This is a genomic window from Streptomyces purpurogeneiscleroticus (assembly GCF_020024005.1).
GTDB classification, from domain to species: domain Bacteria; phylum Actinomycetota; class Actinomycetes; order Streptomycetales; family Streptomycetaceae; genus Streptomyces; species Streptomyces purpurogeneiscleroticus.
In genome coordinates this window covers 1-17,989 of record NZ_NHSG01000295.1, presented here as the reverse complement: position 1 = coordinate 17,989, position 17,989 = coordinate 1, and the positions used below count along the sequence as shown (strand labels likewise).

General features: G+C 69.3%; 17 protein-coding genes and 2 pseudogenes. 10 read left to right on the top strand and 9 right to left on the bottom strand.

Going from position 1 to position 17,989, the window contains the following annotated elements; genetic code table 11:
• Positions 1–65: 65 nt before the first annotated feature.
• Positions 66–506: an Hsp20/alpha crystallin family protein gene (locus tag CCS38_RS18965; RefSeq protein WP_223734483.1), complete on the bottom strand. Its 441-nt coding sequence runs from the start codon at positions 504–506 to the stop codon at positions 66–68.
• A 135-nt stretch (positions 507–641) separates the two neighbouring features.
• Between CCS38_RS18965 and CCS38_RS18960 the strand changes: the two genes are divergently transcribed.
• Positions 642–1,298 carry a type III effector protein gene (locus tag CCS38_RS18960; protein ID WP_223734482.1) on the top strand — a complete coding sequence of 219 codons (657 nt, stop codon included), beginning with the start codon at positions 642–644 and terminating at the stop codon, positions 1,296–1,298.
• Between the two features lie 279 nt (positions 1,299–1,577).
• Here CCS38_RS18960 and CCS38_RS18955 read toward each other — a convergent pair whose 3' ends face one another.
• Both CCS38_RS18955 and CCS38_RS18950 read right to left on the bottom strand, forming a co-directional pair.
• Positions 1,578–1,877, bottom strand: a complete 300-nt coding sequence (locus CCS38_RS18955; RefSeq protein ID WP_223734481.1) for a hypothetical protein — start codon at positions 1,875–1,877, stop codon at positions 1,578–1,580.
• 382 nt (positions 1,878–2,259) lie between these two features.
• Complete coding sequence (locus CCS38_RS18950) at positions 2,260–2,598, bottom strand: MerR family transcriptional regulator (RefSeq protein WP_223734514.1); 339 nt, start codon at positions 2,596–2,598, stop codon at positions 2,260–2,262.
• 821 nt (positions 2,599–3,419) lie between these two features.
• Between CCS38_RS18950 and CCS38_RS18945 the strand changes: the two genes are divergently transcribed.
• The 4 genes from CCS38_RS18945 to CCS38_RS18930 all read left to right on the top strand — a co-directional run bounded on the left by CCS38_RS18945 (position 3,420) and on the right by CCS38_RS18930 (position 6,779).
• The gene (locus CCS38_RS18945; protein WP_223734480.1) at positions 3,420–3,932 is read left to right on the top strand and encodes a toxin-antitoxin system HicB family antitoxin; all 513 of its coding nucleotides are present in this window, start codon (positions 3,420–3,422) and stop codon (positions 3,930–3,932) included.
• A 91-nt stretch (positions 3,933–4,023) separates the two neighbouring features.
• Entirely contained in the window at positions 4,024–4,872 is an 849-nt protein-coding gene (locus CCS38_RS18940) for a DUF4097 family beta strand repeat-containing protein (RefSeq protein ID WP_223734479.1), read from the top strand.
• Between the two features lie 123 nt (positions 4,873–4,995).
• Complete coding sequence (locus CCS38_RS18935) at positions 4,996–5,991, top strand: ATP-binding cassette domain-containing protein (protein ID WP_223734478.1); 996 nt, start codon at positions 4,996–4,998, stop codon at positions 5,989–5,991.
• A complete protein-coding gene (locus tag CCS38_RS18930) occupies positions 5,988–6,779 on the top strand; it encodes an ABC transporter permease (protein WP_223734477.1) in 792 nt (263 codons plus the stop codon). Before CCS38_RS18935 ends, CCS38_RS18930 begins: the two co-directional genes overlap by 4 nt.
• 94 nt (positions 6,780–6,873) lie before the next feature.
• Here the strand turns inward: CCS38_RS18930 and CCS38_RS18925 are convergent, their stop codons facing one another.
• From CCS38_RS18925 to CCS38_RS18910, 5 genes and pseudogenes are all read right to left on the bottom strand, one after another.
• A complete protein-coding gene (locus CCS38_RS18925; protein ID WP_223734476.1) occupies positions 6,874–7,356 on the bottom strand; it encodes a YflT domain-containing protein in 483 nt (160 codons plus the stop codon).
• 113 nt (positions 7,357–7,469) lie between these two features.
• Positions 7,470–7,940, bottom strand: coding sequence for an Hsp20/alpha crystallin family protein (locus CCS38_RS18920; protein WP_223734475.1), 471 nt, complete (start codon positions 7,938–7,940; stop codon positions 7,470–7,472).
• 130 nt (positions 7,941–8,070) lie between these two features.
• Positions 8,071–8,511 (bottom strand): annotated as a pseudogene (locus CCS38_RS35725) (flavin reductase family protein); the annotation flags it as partial.
• Between the two features lie 69 nt (positions 8,512–8,580).
• A pseudogene (locus CCS38_RS18915) lies at positions 8,581–9,795 on the bottom strand (styrene monooxygenase/indole monooxygenase family protein); the annotation flags it as partial.
• 79 nt (positions 9,796–9,874) lie between these two features.
• On the bottom strand, positions 9,875–11,095 hold the full coding sequence (locus tag CCS38_RS18910; protein WP_223734473.1) for a styrene monooxygenase/indole monooxygenase family protein: 1,221 nt from the start codon (positions 11,093–11,095) through the stop codon (positions 9,875–9,877).
• Between the two features lie 513 nt (positions 11,096–11,608).
• Here CCS38_RS18910 and CCS38_RS18905 point away from each other — a divergent pair.
• The 5 genes from CCS38_RS18905 (at position 11,609) to CCS38_RS18885 (ending at position 16,912) form a co-directional block, all read left to right on the top strand.
• Positions 11,609–12,589 carry an AraC family transcriptional regulator gene (locus CCS38_RS18905; protein ID WP_223734472.1) on the top strand — a complete coding sequence of 327 codons (981 nt, stop codon included), beginning with the start codon at positions 11,609–11,611 and terminating at the stop codon, positions 12,587–12,589.
• A 378-nt stretch (positions 12,590–12,967) separates the two neighbouring features.
• Positions 12,968–14,113, top strand: coding sequence for a ferredoxin reductase (locus tag CCS38_RS18900; RefSeq protein ID WP_223734471.1), 1,146 nt, complete (start codon positions 12,968–12,970; stop codon positions 14,111–14,113).
• A gap of 161 nt (positions 14,114–14,274) precedes the next feature.
• Positions 14,275–15,336, top strand: a complete 1,062-nt coding sequence (locus tag CCS38_RS18895; RefSeq protein WP_223734470.1) for a fatty acid desaturase family protein — start codon at positions 14,275–14,277, stop codon at positions 15,334–15,336.
• 168 nt (positions 15,337–15,504) lie between these two features.
• The gene (locus tag CCS38_RS18890; protein ID WP_223734469.1) at positions 15,505–15,918 is read left to right on the top strand and encodes an STAS domain-containing protein; all 414 of its coding nucleotides are present in this window, start codon (positions 15,505–15,507) and stop codon (positions 15,916–15,918) included.
• Positions 15,919–16,168: 250 nt separating this feature from the next.
• The gene (locus CCS38_RS18885) at positions 16,169–16,912 is read left to right on the top strand and encodes a class I SAM-dependent methyltransferase (RefSeq protein ID WP_223734468.1); all 744 of its coding nucleotides are present in this window, start codon (positions 16,169–16,171) and stop codon (positions 16,910–16,912) included.
• A gap of 52 nt (positions 16,913–16,964) precedes the next feature.
• On the opposite strand, the gene CCS38_RS18880 is transcribed toward CCS38_RS18885, so the two are convergent.
• Positions 16,965–17,963, bottom strand: a complete 999-nt coding sequence (locus CCS38_RS18880; protein ID WP_223734467.1) for a nuclear transport factor 2 family protein — start codon at positions 17,961–17,963, stop codon at positions 16,965–16,967.
• Positions 17,964–17,989 lie beyond the last annotated feature (26 nt).

The window sequence follows — 17,989 nt, the reverse complement described above, 5'->3', positions numbered from 1 at the left end:
AGGGAAGGGTCCATCCCCTGTTGCCGGGAGGGGCCCGTCCTCCGGTGTGACGTCGAGGGTCGGCCTCAGCCGCTGATCTCCTTGCGTCCCGAGCCTGCGCCGATGGAAATCTTGCGCGGCTTGGCGCGCTCGGCGATCGGGATGCGTACGGTGAGGACGCCCGCTTCGTAGTCGGCCCTGATGTTCTCGGTGTCCAGCGAGTCGGCGAGCATCACCTGGCGGGAGAAGACGCCCAGGGGCCGCTCGGAGAGCTCCACCTGGACCTTGTCGCTCTTGGCGATGGGCCGGCGCTCGGCCTTGACCGTGAGCATGTTCCGCTCGACGTCGATGTCGATCGCCTCGGGGTCGACACCGGGCAGGTCGAGGGCGATCACGTACTCCTCGCCCTCGCGGTAGGCATCCATCGGCATCGCCGAGGGCCGCGACCAGGTGCCGGACGGGTTGGTACCGAGGAGCTGCTGGGTGAGCCGGTCCAGCTCACGGAAGGGATCGGTGCGCATCAGCATCGGGAAAACACCTCCGTTTTCGCTCGGGCTGTTCATGCCCATGCGCTGTTACCTGCTTCTCTTGTAGCATGTCATCCGAACGATGACAAGTGAGCACGTCGCCTGAAGGGCGACACCCTTGAGCGGAGGTGACTCATGCCCGCAGACGACCAGAAACCGGTGTCCCCGCCCGCCTCCTTCCCCGCCGCCGCAGCAGCGCTGGAGGCCATCGAGGAGGCCGTACGTACCGCCCAGACGCCGCAGCCCGGCCGGCAGCCCGAGCCCGGAGCCAGCACAGAGCAGGCGCTGGCCGCGCTGTTGCTGCTGCGCCAGCTGCGGGACCAGCTGGCCGGCTGGGAGACGGGGCTGATCGAAATCGCCCGCGAGGCCGGTGCCAGCTGGGCGGACCTCGCCCAACCCCTGGGGGTCGCCAACCGGCAGTCAGCCGAACGCCGCTACCTGCGGCTGCGCCCCGGAGCGCCGGGCACCACCGGCGAAGAGCGCATCCAGGCCACCCGTGATCAGCGCGCCGCCGACCGCACGGTCACCACCTGGGCCCGCAGCAACGCCGCCGACCTGCGCCGGCTCGCCGGAGAGATCACCGCGGTGACCGACCTGCCCGCGGAAGCCCGCACGCCCCTCATTCAGGCGCTGGGCCGCCATGACGTCGCCGCGCTCCTCGGCCCGCTGACCCGCGCCCGCGACCACCTCGCTGCCGGCCACCCCGATCTCGCGGCTCGCGTGGACGCCCTCACCCGCCACACCGACGACCTGCGCCAGGCCAGCAGCGAGCAGCGGCGGCCCGCCCTCTGAGGAGCTGTGGCATATCCCTTGAGTTTCCTGCTACGCACCGAAAACGATGCCGTGGTGGCTCCACACATCGGAGCCACCACGGCTGCCTGGCAGAAGTGCGATCAGGGATGCGAAGACCCTGGTAGCCGTGTCCGAGCCTGCGTCGGCAAGGCAGGATGCCCGTGGCGCCGGTACGGCCGCTCGGCTTCAACGCCGTCGCCCTCCTGGCCCCGTCCGGTCCCTCGGAACGCTGTTCCAGTTCCGCTCGAACTCTTCAAACGACCAGTCTGCTCTGGGCGTTCAGACCGTGAAGGCGGTCCAGCCGACGGTCTCCGTGGTGTGCTTGCCGTCAGCCGAGATACCCCCGCCGTAGATCTCATTGAAACGAATCTTGAATCCCGTGTTCGTCACGTCGTGCAGCCTGACCCCGGGGGTCTCGGGCCCGTTGAAGGTCTGCACCGTGACCTGAATGATCACGTCCGATCCTGCGGGGAAGGGGGTGGGGAAGTTGACTTGCTTGAAGGTGTCGGTCTTCCCTCCCCTTGTCTCGGTGGAGTGTGACGAGTCCAGGTTCAGCTTGCCGCTCTGGGTCATGCTCATCGCGTTACTCCTCTCTCGCGTGCCTGTCGGCAGGCCGGTCGGCCGCCCCGACGGCCACTACGCGGGGAATGAGTCAAGCACCGCACCAGCAACCCAGAAAGACTGCTTTCGCGACACTTCCTGCGAAAAGCCCAGGACATCCGAAAATACGCAGGATTTCGTACCTTCGGCGCGAGATGGGGCGCAGAGCGAGCGCTGTCATACGGCCGAACTGCCCTGCAGTTACACAACGTTATAGATCAGGGGATATGGCACAGCTTCTGAGGAGCCGGCCGGGGCACCGGCGGTGCGGCTCACCCGGACGAGTGAGCCTGAGCAGGGCGCGGAGTCAGGCGTCGGTGGTCGAGGCGCGGAGTCAGGCGTCGGTGGTCGAGGCGCGGGGTCAGGCGTCGGTGGTGCGGTGGGACTGCGAGCCGGAGCGGCGCAATTCCTCATTGATGCGCTGGGCCTCTTCGAGCTGGTCTTCGAGGATGACAATGCGGCAGGCCGCCTCGACGGGAGTGCCCTGGTCGACCAGTTCGCGGGCGCGGGCGGCGATGCGCAGCTGGTAGCGCGAGTACCGGCGGTGGCCGCCCTCGGAGCGGAGCGGGGTGATCAGGCGGGCTTTGCCTATCGCCCGCAGGAAGGCGGGGGTGGTGCCGAGGAGTTCGGCGGCGCGGCCCATCGTGTAGGCGGGGTAGTCGTCGTCATCGAGACGGTCGAGCGGATTGTCTGCTGTCATCTGCACCTCGTTGCGGTCATACGTCGTTGCGGTCATACGTCGAGGGGCCCTGGTGTCGTACGACACCAGGGCCCCGAGGGATTTCAACACCATCTGCCGGCTTACAGCTGCGCCGGCCTTCTCGTTCCGCGTCTCCGCCTGGGAGGCCGGAGGCGCGGGGATCGCGGATGCGTGACCGGGGACCACCTTCCAATCCGGGGCCTTGCGGTACCCGGGCGGTGATGCTTCCTCGCCCGGGCGATCCTGATGGCGTCTGCCTCCTTCTTTCCGGACTTCTGCTTCGTACTGCTGGATGGAACGTGCGGTACTGCTTCGCGGCCCCTGATGGGCCGCCGGCCCGGCAGTCAGTGACGGAGCCCTTCCAGCCTTCCGGCTCCCTCACTCCACTGCCGTGCCGTTGTTCATCGGACCTGCGTGCGCGGCAGTTCGTCCCCTGCCGCGCCTCACTCGACCTCGTGGCTACGGACAGAACGGTAGCCCCGCGACCCGCCCATGTCTACCCTCGCCACGACAGATTTCCTGCAATGGGGTGACGCCCATTTCTGCCGGTGTTCGGTGCCGGAAATCTGTTCCCAGCAGAGTCAGCAGCAGGGCCAGCGGAGGGCCAGCAGGGCTGGGGCGCCTGGGGCCCGACGGAGCGGGCCGCCATTCACGGCGACGGATGGCACCACTAGACACCTCCGGTGCCACCTCATGGCACCACTATGACTCAGCTAGACGTCAGCACGTTTCCGCTGGTCAGGGCCTTGGGATCGATTGACGCCTCAGAGGTGTCACCGTAAGACTTGCGCGTGGCGCCACTGTGGTGCCACTATGGCGTCATGGACCTCACCCCGTATGTCGACACCCTCCGCCGCGAACTCGCGGTGGCCGCCGAAGCCGGCGGTGACGAAGCCCGCGAGCTGGCCGAGAGGCTCACCGCTCCCCTGGAGTCGGCTGCCCGGCTGACCATGCTCAATGCGCTCTCCGCCGCGGCGGACGAGATCACTCGCGAACTCGCCCCCGGCTCGGTCGACGTACGGCTGCGCGGGCTCGACCCCGACTTCGTGGTGACGCCGCCGCCCACCGACGGCGGCACCCCCGCGGAGCCGGCCGCGCCCGCCGAACCGCTCAAGGCCCCGGCCGACGGCGACGAGGGCGGCACCGCCCGCGTCAACCTGCGCCTGCCGGCCCACCTCAAGGCCCGCGCCGAGGAGGCCGCGGCCCGCGAGGGCCTGTCGGTCAACGCGTGGCTGGTACGCGCGGTGTCGGCAGCGGTCGACGGCGGCGCCCGGCCGCGCACGACGGAGAAGACCCAGACCTTCGGACAGAGCTTCACGGGCTGGGTGCGCTAGCCGCGCCCCCGTCCGTACCACTTCGCCCACTTCACCCACACCACGTCCCACCAGCGGGGACGCCCTGAAGACTCAAGAGGACGGGACAGCCATGCCTACTTTCGACACTCCCGAAGCGATCTCGGCCACCGCGCATGTGGAGGCCGGTTCCATCCAGTTCACCGCGGGCGACCGTCTCGACACGGTCGTCGAGGTGCGGCCCCGCGACCCGAAGAAGGACCTGGACGTGCGGACGGCCGACCAGACCGAGGTCACGTACGCGAGTGGCGTACTGACCGTCAGGACGCCCAAGCCCAACCTGTTCGGCCTCGGTCGCATCGGAACCGTCGATGTGACGGTCGAACTGCCCACGGGTTCGCGCATCGACACGACCGGCGCCTGGGCGCAGGTGCTCGGCGAGGGCCGGCTCGGCGAAGTACGCGTGAAGACCTCCTCCGGCGACGTCCGCCTCGACACCACCGGCCCGCTGCAGTTGACCGCGTCGCACGGTTCCATCACCGTGGACCGGGTCGAGGGCACGGCCGAGATCACCACCAGCACCGGCAGCCTGCGCGTCGGCCTCCTCGACGGCCCCGCCGTCCTGAAGAACTCGCATGGCACCACGACCGTCGGCGCCGCGACCGGCGAGCTGCGGGTGAACAATGCCAACGGCGACATCGAGATCCGGCGTGCCGAGGATTCGGTCACCGCCACGACCGCCCACGGCACCGTGCGGGTGGACGAAGTGGCCGGCGGCACCGTCCAGTTGGAGACCTCATACGGCGCCATCGACGTCGGCGTCCGCGAGGGTACGGCCGCCTGGCTCGACGTCCGCTCGAGCTCGGGTCAGGTACGCAACGCGCTCACCGCGTCCGAGGGCCCGGAGACGGCCGAGGACACCGTCAAGATCCGCGCCCGCACCCGGTACGGCAACATCGACATCCGCCGCGCCAAGGCGTGACCTCTGGAGTACTGGTCGCAACTCGTCGCCCACTCCCCCAGCGCCTTTGGCCACCTCAGCCGCTTCAGTCCTCAGTCTTCAGCCTTCAGCCTTCGAACGGGAGGGCCCATGCCTTCTTTTGTCATGCCCACATCCAGACAGGATGACGGTCATCCGTCACCGGCCGCCGCCATCTCCGCTCTCGGTCTGCGCAAGTCGTACGGCGACAAGACCGTCCTGGACGGCATCGATCTGCACATCCCGGCCGGGTCCGTGTTCGCGCTGCTCGGACCCAACGGCGCCGGCAAGACCACCGCCGTGAAGATCCTGTCCACACTCATCACCGCCGACGGCGGGCAGGCCCAGGTCGCGGGGCACGACCTCGCCACCTCACCGGACGGGGTACGTGCCGCGATCGGCGTCACCGGACAGTTCTCCGCCGTCGACGGGCTGATCACCGGGGAGGAGAACATGCTTCTCATGGCGGACCTGCACCACCTCTCCAAGCGCGAGGGGCAGCGGGTCACCGCCGAGCTGCTGGAGCGGTTCGACCTCCTCGACGCCGCCAAGAAGCCTGCTCAGAGCTACTCCGGCGGCATGAAGCGCCGCCTGGACATCGCCATGACCCTGGTCGGCAACCCGCGGATCATCTTCCTCGACGAACCGACCACCGGCCTCGACCCGCGCAGCCGCCACAACATGTGGCAGATCATCCGCGAGCTCGTCACGGGCGGCGTCACCGTCTTCCTCACCACCCAGTACCTGGAGGAGGCCGACGAGCTCGCCGACCGTATCGCGGTACTGAACGACGGGAAGATCGCCGCCGAGGGGAGCGCCGAGGAGCTGAAGCGGCTCATCCCCGGCGGCCACATACGGCTCCGCTTCACCGATCCGGCCGCGTACCAGAACGCCGCCCTCGCGCTGCGTGAGGCCACCACGGACGACGAGGCGCTCACACTGCAGATCCCCAGCGACGGCAGCCAGCGCGAGCTGCGTTCCCTCCTCGACCGGCTGGACTCGGCCGGCATCGAGGCGGACGAGCTGACCGTGCACACGCCCGACCTCGACGACGTGTTCTTCGCCCTGACCGGCGCCGGCGCGCCCGGCCGGACCGACCAGCCCAAGGAGGACGTCCGATGAGCTCCCTCTCCCTCGCCGTGCGCGACTCGTCCACGATGCTGCGGCGCAACCTGCTGCACGCGCGGCGCTACCCGTCCCTGACGCTGAATTTGCTGCTCACGCCCGTCATACTGCTGCTGCTCTTCGTCTACATCTTCGGTGATGTGATGAGCGCCGGCATCGGGGCCGGCGGGGCGGACCGGACCAGGTACCTCGCGTATCTCGTCCCGGGCATCCTGCTGCTGACCATCGGCGGCACCACGATCGGCAGCGCGGTGTCCGTCGCCACCGATATGAACGAGGGCATCATCGCCCGCTTCCGTACGATGGCGATCCACCGCGGGTCGGTGCTCGTCGGGCATGTCATCGGCAGCGTGCTGCAGTGTGTGATGAGCGTGGTACTCGTCGGGGCCGTCGCGGTGGCCATCGGGTTCCGGGCCACGGATGCCACTGCCGTGGACTGGCTCCTGGCGTTGGGGCTGCTCGCGCTCGTCGCCCTGGCGCTCACCTGGATCGCCGTCGGGATGGGCCTGTCCAGCCCGAACGCCGAGGCGGCCAGCAACAACGCCATGCCACTGATGATCCTGCCGTTCCTCTCCAGCGCCTTCGTGCCCATTGACGCGATGCCGGGCTGGTTCCAGCCGATCGCCGAATACCAGCCCTTCACCCCGGCCATCGAAACCCTGCGCGGCCTGCTGCTGGGTACGGAGATCGGCCACAACGGGTGGCTGGCCGTCGCCTGGTGCGTGGGACTGGCCCTGCTCGGCTACTTCTGGTCGACGTCACTGTTCAACCGCGACCCGAAGTAGCGGGAGAAGCGCGGCCGAGCTGCACGTCAAGAGGCGGGCCCCGGGCCGGGGCGCACGCGTTCCGGACCGAGTCCGGCAGCACCGGCCTCGGGGCTCAGTCCTCTCGCCAGGCGAGCTTGATGAGCTGGTTCTTGGCTTCTTCGGCGACTTCGTGGTCGGCGACGACGTCATAGCGGGCCGCGACGATCTGGCTCCGGGAAGCGAAGTCTCGGCGTCCACCGGTCATGGCGTGGCTCGCGAGGCCGAACACCGTGCCGAAAACCGCTCCGTAGGCAACAGCGCTGAGTACCAGCGTCAGAACGCCATGGCGGCCGGCGGCGAACACCGACAACAGCAGACCGATCAGCAGGCCGAACCAGGCACCGGTGCCTGCCCCGGCCAGAGCGGCCCGGCCGAGGGTGAGTCGCCCCAGCACGGTTTCGACCATGCGCAGGTCCGAACCGATGATCGCAGTGTGTTGCACCGGGAACTTGTTGTCCGAGAGAAAATCGACCGCGCGTTGGGCACCTTCGTACGTCGGGTACGAGCCCACGACCGGCCTGTCGACCCCGGCGAGGGAGGAACGTTGCTCAGTCATCCGGGTCTCCCTTCTGGCAGGAGCGTCGCCACTCCGCGCCTCAAGTGTCACCACTCCGCGCCTCAAGCGTCGCCACTTCGCGCCTCAACGGACGGTCTCGCGACGGCCGGTTGCTACTCCTTGCCGCCGAGAGTGACACGGCGCCGCTTGGACGAACCCGACTTGGGCAGGCGGACCCGCAGGATGCCATCCGTCAGCTCAGCCTCGGCCCGCTCGCTGTCGACGCCACCTGGCAGACTGGTGCGGTAGAAGAACCTGCCGGTGCGGCGCGACAGTGTCTGCCCCTGCTGCTCTTCGGAGATCTCTCCCGTGATCTGCAGCTCGTTGTCGTCCACCTCTATGTTCACGTTCTGCTCAGGAATGCCCGGAAGTTCGGCTCGCACCACGTAGGCGTCGTCGAGCTCTTCCTCCTCGACTGCCGGCATCCAGGTGCCCTCGCGGCCGACGGGGCTCACGGTTCGCCCGAAGAGCTGGCCCATCTGGTTCCACAGATTCTCGAATTCGGCGAAAGGATCCCAGGCGGACAGCCCTGCTCCTTGTCGCTGCTCCGGACCACCGCCGGGACGCCGCATCGGAAAATTCATCGCTTCTCCTCATGCCACTGGGGGAGGCCGCGACCGTCTTCGCCAGGGCAGCGAACGCGGCCGGAAGGCCGTTGCAGTGCGGGTATCCCTGCGGGGCATGACCACTCCGCACAGATCCGGCCACGCCCGTTCACAGATCCGGGTGCTTCGTCGCCACGTGGTAGTAGCCCGAGTGGAACACCAGAGGAGCGCCGCCATCGGCCTCGTACTGTTCGACCTCGCCGAGGAAGATGATGTGGTCGCCGGCGTCGACGCGTTGGACGGTGCGGCATTGGAAGCGGGCGACCGCGCCGTCGAGGAGAGGCGTGCCGGCGATGCCGGGAGTGGTGGGGGTGCCGCGGAATTTGTCGTCGGCCGGGGTGGCGAACTGACGGGAGAGGTGGTGCTGGTCGGCGGCCAGTACGTGGACGGCGAAGTGCGAGGCGTCGGTGAAGTCCGGGAGGCTCGGCGCGTTTTTGCCGGGGCACCACAGGACGAGGGGCGGGTCCAGGGAGACGGAGGTGAAGGAGTTCGCGGTCATGCCGACGTTACGGCCGTCGGGGGCACGGGCCGTCACCACGGTCACGCCGGTGGCGTACTGGCCCAGCGCGCGGCGCAGCTCGCGGCCGTCGAAACGGGCGGCGTGCTGGGCGCGCTTCTCGGCGAGGAAGCGGTGCGCCTCGGCCTCCTCGAACCACCAGCGGTAGAGGGTGCGCGGGTCGTCGAATCCTGCGGCGAGGGCGCCGGCGACCGAGGGTATTTCGGCTGCCGCGGTGAGGAGTTCGCGGTGGTGGGGGCTCAGGTCGGCCAGGAGGGAGTTGGTCCAGCCGACGGCCCATTGTGCCCAGCCGCGCCAGAAGTTGTCGGAGGTGCGCTGCATCCACTGCGGGGTGAATTCGGCGGTGCCGTGGCGGAGGATGCTGTCGAGGTAGTGGGCCGCGGCCTGGGCCGCGTTGTTCGAACCCTGGCCGGTGATCGGGTCGTTGAGTACGACGGCGTCGGCCATGCCGAGGACGTGCCGGCCGGAGGCGAGGCGGGCGACGGGGTGGCGGACGGTCGGGGTGATCCGGCCGCGCAACACACCACCTGCGTCCGTGAGTTGGGCGTGCCGGCAGCGCTCGTATTCGTCGGTGAAGAACCGGTGGAGGATTTCCATCGAGCGGGCGAGGTGGGCCTCGGGGGTGCGGATGTCGTCCCAGCAGTCCATCGGGCCGCCGGGGACGCCCTCGAAGACCATGATGTCGCAGGGTCCGGTGGTGGTGAGGGCCGGGAAGGAGAAGTATTCGCCGACGCCGGGGACCATGCGGTAGTGGACGGCGGCCTCCCCCTCCCGCGGCGCCGTTCCCGTGACGTACGTCAGGGCCAGCGCGCGGCGCGGCCGGTCGTACGGGGAGAGTTCGGCGTTGCGCGGGAAGAGCCGGCTCAGTTCGCCCTTGCCGGTGGAGACCACGACGAGATCATGCGTACGGGCGTACCACTCGAGGTCGTTGACGCCCGCCTCGTGCAGCACGATCTCGCCGCGGCCGCCCTCCGCGAACTGCTCTATCCAGGCAGCACACTTGACCCGCTGGTCGACGGAGTGCGCGGGCCCCTCCAGCGGTGCACGCCAGGAGACTTCCGGAGTGCCGTGCGGACCGATGAGAGAGAGCGCGATGCCGGTGATGTCCGGGGCCCGGTCCTCCCAGTGGTGCAGGCCGAGTTCGCGCTCGCTCTGCAGCGCGGTGTCGAACATGCACTGACTGGACATGACCGGGCCGCGACGGATTTCGTCGGGGCCGCGGTCGGTGACCAGGGTGACGTCATAGCCGTGCGCCTGGAGTCCCAGGGCGAGTTGGGCACCCGCCTGCCCGGCGCCGATCACCGCGATCCTTCTCATGGTCCTGCTGTCCTGCTCTCGTTACGTTACGTACGTGCTAGCACTGACGCGCCGTCAGAGTGCCGATGCCGACGGGCGCTCAGGCACTGACCTCGGCCAGGTAGTTCTTCGCGGCGGCCGGGTCCATGAACCAGTGGAAGAAGTCGCGCGGGTCGTCGAAGCCGTTGGCGAAGCGGGCGGCGATACGGGGGTTGGCGCTCGCCGCGCCGAAGAGCTCCAGGACGTGCTGCGGCGGGGCGCCGAGCATCGCGTTGGTCCAGGTCGTGGCGGACTGGACGTTGTCCCAGAAGCGGCCGAAGGCCAGCTGCATGAACGCCGCGTCGTACGGGTGCTCGCCGTGGTCCAGGATGGTGGCGAGGTAGGAGGCCGCGCACTTCGAGGCGTTGTTGGAGCCCTGTCCGGTGATCGGGTCGTTGAGAACGACGACGTCCGCGAGGCCGAGCACCTGCGCGCCCGAGGGCAGCGTGGCGACGGGCTTGCGGACGGTCGGCGCGAAGCGGCCCGCGAGGGTGCCGTTCTGGTCGGTGAGCGTGACATTGGCGCAGCGCTCGGCCTCCCACGGGACGTACGTCCGCAGCAGCTCCTGGAACTTCGCCAGCTGCTGGTCGGGGGTGAGCCCGTCGAGGCAGTCGAGCGGGCCGCCCGGGATGCCCTCGAAGAACATGATGTCGCAGGGGCCGCTGGTGGTGAGGCTGGGCATGGTGAAGTACTCGCCCACGCCGGGGATGACGTTGAAGCTGACGCCGAGGCGGTCGGGCAGCGGCGCCATGCCGTTGACGTACGCCAGGGCCAGCGCGCGCTGCGGAGCGCCGTACGGGGAACGCTCGGCGTCCCGCTCGAAGAGCCCGGCGATCTCGCCCTTGCCGGCCGCGACGATCACCAGGTCGGACTCGGCGGCGTAGCGCTCCAGGTCCGCGATGCCGGCCTCGCGGATGTCCAGACGGCCGCCGCGGCGCGCGAACTCACCCATCCAGATCGGCATCTTGACGCGCTGGTCGACCGAGCGGGCGGTGGCCTCGAGGCGGGCGTCGAAGGAGAGCGCCCGGCCGCCCTGGCCGTCGGCGATGTTCACGCCGAGCCCGGCGATGGGCGGGCAGGCGTTGCCCCAGAAGTCGAGGCCGAGGTTGCGCTCGTGGGCCAGCGCGGTGCCGAACATGGCCTGGCTGGACATGACCCGGCCCTCGCGGATCTGGTCTCCGGTGCGGTTGGACACGATCGTGACGTCGTAACCGTGGTCGAGCAGGCCGATACCGAGCTGGAGGCCGGCCTGGCCGGCTCCGACGATGGTGATCTTGCGCATGAGGGGGACCTCCGGGGGGTCGGATTGTGCGGTTGTGAGTGGTGCCATGCTGTGTAGTGCTGTCCTGTGCAGCGCTGCGTAATGCCGTGCAGTGCCGTGCAGTGCCGTGCGCCGGTTCGGTGTTCCGGGGACGTGGCGGCGTCAACGAGTGGGGGTGCGGTGATGCGGAATGCGGCTGCCCGCCGGAGGGGGGATCCGGCGGGCAGCCGCGGGAAGCCGGGTGACCCGTACGACCGGGGGATGGGTCCTGGGTCACCCGGCGGGCTGAAGGGGCCCGGCGGACCCGGCGAGCCGGGGCAGCGGAGGCAAGGGCTGTCTGCTGGGCGTGGCTCCGCCCGTGACGAGCGCAGTCCGGCCCGGCACTCCCTGCATCGTTGATTCCCTGGTTTCTTCTCGGGTCCGCAGCGGTCGGGGATCAACTTTGGTATGGCAAGATCATCTGCGCTATCCGGATCACGCGGGTCGCTGTCCCGATCGCGCGCCTCGGCGGTGGAGATTTAGGTGGAGGTTTACATGGCCGCTGAAGAGCTCCCTCTCGCAAATCACCAGCAGTTCCACACAGCGGACATTTGGGAGGCGCGGGCCGAGGTCGGCCGCGCCTTCTGCCCGCATGACCTGCGCATCACGCAGCGCTCGGCGACGCTCGACGCCCGGCTGCACGGCGCACCCTTTGACCGGACGGGCCTGTATTACCTCGATTACGGAACGGAAGTCCGGATCACACCGGGCGACCTGGAGAGCTTTTTCCTCGTCCAGATCCCGCTCGCCGGTTACGCCGAAATCACCTGCGGCCGCGAAGAGATCATTTCCTCCCCCGAACTCGCTTCTGTCCCCTCTCCCACCGGAAAGCTGGATATGCGCTGGGGTGGCGGCAATCCGCAACTGATCGTGTGGTTCGACCGATCGTCGCTGGAATCGCACCTGGGCAGTCTGCTCGGCCGCACCGTGCGCCGCCCGATCGTCTTCTCGCTCGGCATGAACCTCACCACACCGGACTCCCGCTCCTGGCTCAACATCGTCGACCTCATGCGCCGGGAGGCGGAGGGGCCCGGCGGCATGACAAGCCAGCCCATCGTGACAAAACAGCTCGAATCACTCCTCATGACCCAGCTGTTGATGGCCCAGCCCAACAACTACACGCCGGCACTGCTCGGCGAGCAACCGCGCGTCGCACCGCCTGCGGTCCGCCGCGCCATGGAGATCATCGAGGGGCACGCCGCCGAGCCGCTCACGGTCGCGGAGATCGCGGAATGCGTCGGCGTCGGCGTACGGGCCCTCCAGGAGGGCTTCCGCCGGCACCTCGACACGACACCGATCGCGTACCTGCGCGAGGTCCGCCTGGACCGCGTGCGCAAGGAACTCCTGGCCTCCGACCCGGGCACCACGACCGTCACCACCGTCGCCTCCCGCTGGGGCTTCTTCCATCCGGGCCGCTTCTCCCTCGCGTACCGCGAGCAGTTCGGGGAGTCGCCTTCGGAGACGTTGCGGTCGTAGGAGGCGCTGCTTCGGAGACGTTGCGGTCGTAGGAGGCGCTGCGGTCGTAGGTGGGGGCGGCACGGTGGGGCGGGGCGGTCACCGTTCTGAAGCGTTCCGCTGCCATCCGGTCGTTTTCGTCCCGCGCCGTCGCCGTTGAACAGTGGCTTCCGCTCAGATCACGGCACTGCGTGTCTCCTGCCTCCCTGTCCGCCGCGGAAGCGCCATGCTCCCGGCCTTGCCACGGGTGGCGGGAACGCGGCTCCTCGCCTTCCCCTCAGGTACGCGGTCGCGGTTAGGGTCGGCACCGTCCGGGCCCGGGACAACGCGGAGCAGAGCAACTGCACAGCGCACTGACGTGGGACGAACCGACGTGGGACGCGAGGAAAGGGGCGGCCGATGCCCGAACTCCCGCTCACTGCTCACCGGTTGGCCGGTCGAGCCGCCCATCACCTCCTGGCGGCCTGCGGCTGGCTGACCAGCCCGCGCACCCCGGACGACTACCTCGCACTGGTCGATCCGCTGCTCGGTGCGCGCCACCCGGCGGGACGCGTGACGGCCATCCGGCCGGAGACGGCGGACGCGACCAGTCTGGTCATCACGCCCGGCAGGGGCTGGCACGGGCACCGGGCCGGCCAGTACCTCCCCGTCGGGGTGGAGATCGACGGCGTACAGCACTGGCGTACATACTCCCTGACCTCGCCACCGGGGCGGCCCGGTGGACCGGTGGCGATCACGGTCAAGGCCGCGGACAGCGGGACCGTTTCACCGTATCTGGCGCATCGGATCCGCCGGGGCGCGCTGCTGCGGCTGGGGCCCGCTCAGGGCGCCTTCACACTGCCGGACCCGTTGCCGCGGCGCATGCTGATGGTGACTGCCGGCAGTGGGATCACCCCGGTCATGGGCATTCTTCGTACGCTCATGGCGCGGCGTGCGACGGGCCCGCGCCCCGACGTGCTGCTCGTGCACAGCGCGCCCGGCCCCGCCGATGTCATTTTCCGCACCGAACTCCGTCTTGCGCAGAGCGAGTTGTCGTGGTTCCGGCTCCATGAACACCACACACGACACGGCCCCGCCCGGGCCGGCCGACTCACCCTCGATCACCTGACGCGCCTGTGCCCGGACTGGCGCGAGCGCGAGACCTGGGCCTGCGGCCCGGCCGCCCTGCTCGACGCCCTGGAGGACCACTGGGCGCGGGCGGGAACACCGGACCGGCTGCACGTCGAGCGATTCGCGCTCGCGCCCGTCCCCCGGGCGGACACTTCCCACGCAGCGGCCGACGGGTCGTCCGGTGGCCGCGTCCGCTTCCTGCGGTCGGGCATCGAGGCCGACGCCGATCCGGCGCGTCCCCTGCTGGAGGTCGGCGAGGCCGCCGGTGCGGTCCTGCCGTACGGATGCCGCCGTGGCATCTGCTTCGGCTGCCTCGTCCCGCTGGCGAGAGGACGCGTACGCGATCTGCGCAGCGGTCACACGCACGACGAGCCCGGCCAGTTGATCCAGACCTGCGTCTCGGCCGCCGCGGGAAGCGTCGCCCTCGATGTCTAGTCGGCCTCGCCGGGCAGGCCACGCCCATGGCCTTCCGCTCCGTACGCCGATCCGCCCCTCGATCCACCCTGGATCCGTCCGGCGATCCGTCCACCGTTCCGTCCGCCAATCCGTCCACCGTTCCCTCCGCCGATCCGTCCGTCGACTCCCAGGAGACCGACATGACCGTGACCGTCCCGAATCTCGACCCCGCCGACATCGACGCACTCGGCGCGGAGCTCGACCGGATCCGCACCGAGGTCCTCAGTGAGCTCGGCGCCGACGACGCGCGTTACATCCGTACGGTGATCGCCACCCAGCGCGGCCTGGAGACGGGCGGCCGGGTGGCCCTCGCGGTCTCGCTGTTCCCGCCCGCCTGGGCGGCGGGCACCGCGATGCTCGCCGCGGCGAAGATCCTGGAGAACATGGAGATCGGCCACAACGTCCTGCACGGCCAGTGGGACTGGATGCGCGACCCGGCCATCCACTCGACCACCTGGGAGTGGGACTTCCTCGCGCCCGCCAGGGCGTGGCAGCGCACCCACAACCACCTGCACCACACCTGGACCAATGTCGTCGGCCGGGACCGCGACCTCGGCTACACGATCTTCCGGATGAGCGGCGATCAGCGCTGGCGCCCCGTCCACCTGGCCCAGCCGTTCTACAACCTGGCGCTCGCCCCGGTCTTCGAATGGGGCATCGCCCTGTACGACCTGGAGGCGGACGCCGTCACCGCCGGCCGCAAAACACCGCGCGCCTTCCTGCGCGACGTGGCAGGGCTGGCCGGCAAGGCGGTACGCCAACTCGCCAAGGACTACCTGCTGTTCCCGCTGCTGGCCGGGCCGTCCGCACTCCCCTGCCTGCTGGGCAACCTCGCGGCCAACACCACTCGCAACGTCTGGGCGCACACCATCATCTTCTGCGGCCACTTCCCCGACGGCGTCCAGACCTTCACCGAGGAACAGCTCGACGACGAAACCCGCGCCCAGTGGTACCTGCGCCAGATCCAGGGCTCGGCCAACATCGAGGGCAGCACGCTCTTCCACATCCTCAGTGGCAACCTCAGTCACCAGATCGAACACCACCTTTTCCCGGATCTGCCCAGCAACCGGTACGCGCGGATCGCTCCCACCGTCCGCAAGCTCTGCGAGAAGTACGACCTGCCCTATGCCACGGGCCCCCTCCGCAAGCAGTACGCAGCCACCTGGCGGCGCATCCTGCGCTATGCCCTGCCGGGCGGGTGATCCCGGTGCCGTGACGCGGTGGTGCGGGCGGGCGCTGCTCCGTCGGCGGCGGAGGGCGGGAGAGTACAGTGGCGAGAGAGGGCATCCCGAAAGTCGGCGCCCGTGCCGGCCTCGTTCTCGAAGAACCACAACACCGGGCGCACACGCACTGCGCCTGGGACAGGGTCCATGATGACCACCGAATACTCGCCCTCCGAGCGCAACACTCCGCCGCCGCTCCAGCTGCCGATGCCGTTGCCCGAGCCGTTGCCCAAGCCAATGCGGCACCCCGCTACGGTCTTCGTCAGCGGCGCACCGGACTTTTCCACCGCTCCGCAGTTGCGCGACCGGCTCATGAAGCGTGCGGACGAACCCGGCGCGTCCGTCTACGTCGACCTGTCCGGTGTCACGCACTGCGCGGCGCAGCTCCTGGGAGTACTGATCGCAGCCGACCGCCGGGCCCGCTTCCGTCACCGCCGCCTGTTCATCGTCGCACCGTCCCCCGCCGTCGTATCCGCCTTCGCAGACAGCGGTGTGAGCCGGCTCCTCGCCGTCGTTCCCACTGCCGCCGCGCCGGAGCCGGTAGGCGCCGACGCGGCCTAGATGAGTGGTTCCGATGGGACCAGTGGCCTCGTAGAGCAACCGTCACAGCACCTCCGGCCGCTTCGCCCAGGCCGGCACGAGGCGGTGTTGGATGTTACGAGGGTGACCCGGCCCACCTCTTGTGCCATCTGCCAGTACGGCGTCCGGACGGGGCGGGTGGAGACTTTCTGCCACCACCGCGGCCCGGCGAGCCTCTGCAGCCGGCGGGCCGGTGTGGCCACGTACAGGACGAAGTGCAGAGGGGCAGCACGTGGGCGTGCAGCAGTACGACAAGATCGGTGAGGCATTCGAGGGATTCAAGGCCCTGCCGCTGGCACGTTACGGGGAGGTGCCGAGCTTCCTGGGCATGGTCGGGGACGTGCGCGGCAAGTCGGTTCTCGACGTGGCGTGCGGCACCGGTTTCTACAGCAGGGAGTTCAAACGGCGCGGCGCCGCCGATGTCTTCGGTGTCGACATCTCCGTCGAGATGATCGCCGCCGCGCGGGAGAGCGAGCAGCGTGACCCGCTGGGTGCCCGCTACGAGGTCGGCGACGTGGCCGAACTGCGGCCTCTGGAGCGGAACTTCGACATCGCGGTGGCAGTGCAGTGCCTCAACTACGCCGAGGACATCGCGGCGATGGAGCGGATGTGCCGCAACATCCACCGGAGCCTGGTGCCGGGCGGCGAGTTCTTCGTGCTCGCCCAGAAGCCCGACTACCGGTTCGACTGCGCGTCCCTGGAGAAGTACGGGTTCCGCTGCGAGCCGACCGGCGAGGAAGCCGAGACCGGTCCGCTGGCGCGGGTCACGGCGCTCCTCGACCCGCAGCCGATCAGCATCCTCAGCACGGTCCCGCGCCGCGAGGTCTACGAGCAGTGCCTGCGGACGGCCGGGTTCAGTGCGGTGGAGTGGGTCCCGCTGCAGGTGTCCGAGGCCGGCATCCATGAGTTCGGCGAGGACTTCTGGGCGGACCTCCTCGCACACCCGCCGCTGGTGATGCTGCGCTGCCGTGCCTGAGAGGGGTTCCCGGTCGCCGGGAACCCCTCCGGTCCGACAAGGCGGGCGCGGGTCAGTAGATGTTGGCTTCGACGGCTGGGCCGTCGCCTCGGGTGCTGTTGATCTGGGCACGGAGTGCGATCTCGTCGTAGACGCGGAACTCGCGTACGATGCGGCCGTTCTGGATCAGAAACTGGGAGACGCCGAGCATGGTGATCGGCTGGTCCGTCAGGGGGCCGAATGCGGGGGTGCCGCGGTAGGTGCCGTGCATGGTCCACAGCACGGCCACCCGCAGACCGGCGTAACGCTCGGCGTAGTTGGTCTGGATGTCGCGCACTTCGAAGCGTGCGTCGGGGAACGGGGCGACGGTCGAGAGCAGGTCGGCCTGGTAGCGGTCGGGGCGGATGACGGTCCGGTCGCCGATCGTGTGCAGGAAGAGGTCCCGCACCATGAAGTCGTTGACCTTCTGCAGCCGGCGCTGGGTCCAGACCTCGTCGATGAATTCGAGGACCATCTCGCACTCGGGCCGGTAGTCGTCCGGACGGGGGCCGCTGACGCCTTCCAGAAGTACGTCCTTCGGCGGTGCTTCGAGCATCGAGCCGGTGTAGCCCTGGAAGGTGAGGGCGCGGGCCGCCTCGTCCGGGTCCGAGCCGCGCTGGAGGCAGTCGGCGAGTTCGTCGCGGACGACCCACTCCTCGACCATTCGGCCCCTGCGGTAGCGGCAGTTGGCGACCGTGCGCTTGCGGATGGGGATGATCTTGCCGTTCACGAGGTGCTCGTCGGCGGAGAAGACCAGGTGCGAGCTGAGGAAGGCGTCGTTCCCGCGGGCCTCCCACACCACGTCCTCGGCCTGGCCGATGTGCTGCGGCGTGCTGCCCATCCGCATCGTGCTGCCTTCGATCACACCGTCGCGGCCCACGACGGTGCCGAGGCTCGCGTGGACAATGGAGTCCGGCTCGTAGTTGTCGACGATGTACGACACATCCCGGTCGACCCAGATGCGGTCGGTGACCTCACGGATGAAGTCGTCCGGGTCCTGGTAGGGGAGGTACGCGACGGGGTCCAGTGACATGGGCTTTCCCTTTCATGTGGGGGGGG

Bases quoted from the DNA above. Each gene is read 5' to 3' on its own strand.
- CCS38_RS18890 (WP_223734469.1), top strand. From the start codon at position 15,505: ATGATGACCACCGAATACTCGCCCTCCGAGCGCAACACTCCGCCGCCG.
- CCS38_RS18895 (WP_223734470.1), top strand. From the start codon at position 14,275: ATGACCGTGACCGTCCCGAATCTCGACCCCGCCGACATCGACGCACTC.
- CCS38_RS18910 (WP_223734473.1), bottom strand. From the start codon at position 11,095: ATGCGCAAGATCACCATCGTCGGAGCCGGCCAGGCCGGCCTCCAGCTC.
- CCS38_RS18900 (WP_223734471.1), top strand. From the start codon at position 12,968: ATGCCCGAACTCCCGCTCACTGCTCACCGGTTGGCCGGTCGAGCCGCC.
- CCS38_RS18925 (WP_223734476.1), bottom strand. From the start codon at position 7,356: ATGACTGAGCAACGTTCCTCCCTCGCCGGGGTCGACAGGCCGGTCGTG.
- CCS38_RS18905 (WP_223734472.1), top strand. From the start codon at position 11,609: ATGGCCGCTGAAGAGCTCCCTCTCGCAAATCACCAGCAGTTCCACACA.
- CCS38_RS18920 (WP_223734475.1), bottom strand. From the start codon at position 7,940: ATGAATTTTCCGATGCGGCGTCCCGGCGGTGGTCCGGAGCAGCGACAA.
- CCS38_RS18940 (WP_223734479.1), top strand. From the start codon at position 4,024: ATGCCTACTTTCGACACTCCCGAAGCGATCTCGGCCACCGCGCATGTG.
- CCS38_RS18960 (WP_223734482.1), top strand. From the start codon at position 642: ATGCCCGCAGACGACCAGAAACCGGTGTCCCCGCCCGCCTCCTTCCCC.
- CCS38_RS18930 (WP_223734477.1), top strand. From the start codon at position 5,988: ATGAGCTCCCTCTCCCTCGCCGTGCGCGACTCGTCCACGATGCTGCGG.
- CCS38_RS18945 (WP_223734480.1), top strand. From the start codon at position 3,420: ATGGACCTCACCCCGTATGTCGACACCCTCCGCCGCGAACTCGCGGTG.
- CCS38_RS18955 (WP_223734481.1), bottom strand. From the start codon at position 1,877: ATGAGCATGACCCAGAGCGGCAAGCTGAACCTGGACTCGTCACACTCC.
- CCS38_RS18880 (WP_223734467.1), bottom strand. From the start codon at position 17,963: ATGTCACTGGACCCCGTCGCGTACCTCCCCTACCAGGACCCGGACGAC.
- CCS38_RS18965 (WP_223734483.1), bottom strand. From the start codon at position 506: ATGCTGATGCGCACCGATCCCTTCCGTGAGCTGGACCGGCTCACCCAG.
- CCS38_RS18935 (WP_223734478.1), top strand. From the start codon at position 4,996: ATGCCCACATCCAGACAGGATGACGGTCATCCGTCACCGGCCGCCGCC.
- CCS38_RS18950 (WP_223734514.1), bottom strand. From the start codon at position 2,598: ATGACAGCAGACAATCCGCTCGACCGTCTCGATGACGACGACTACCCC.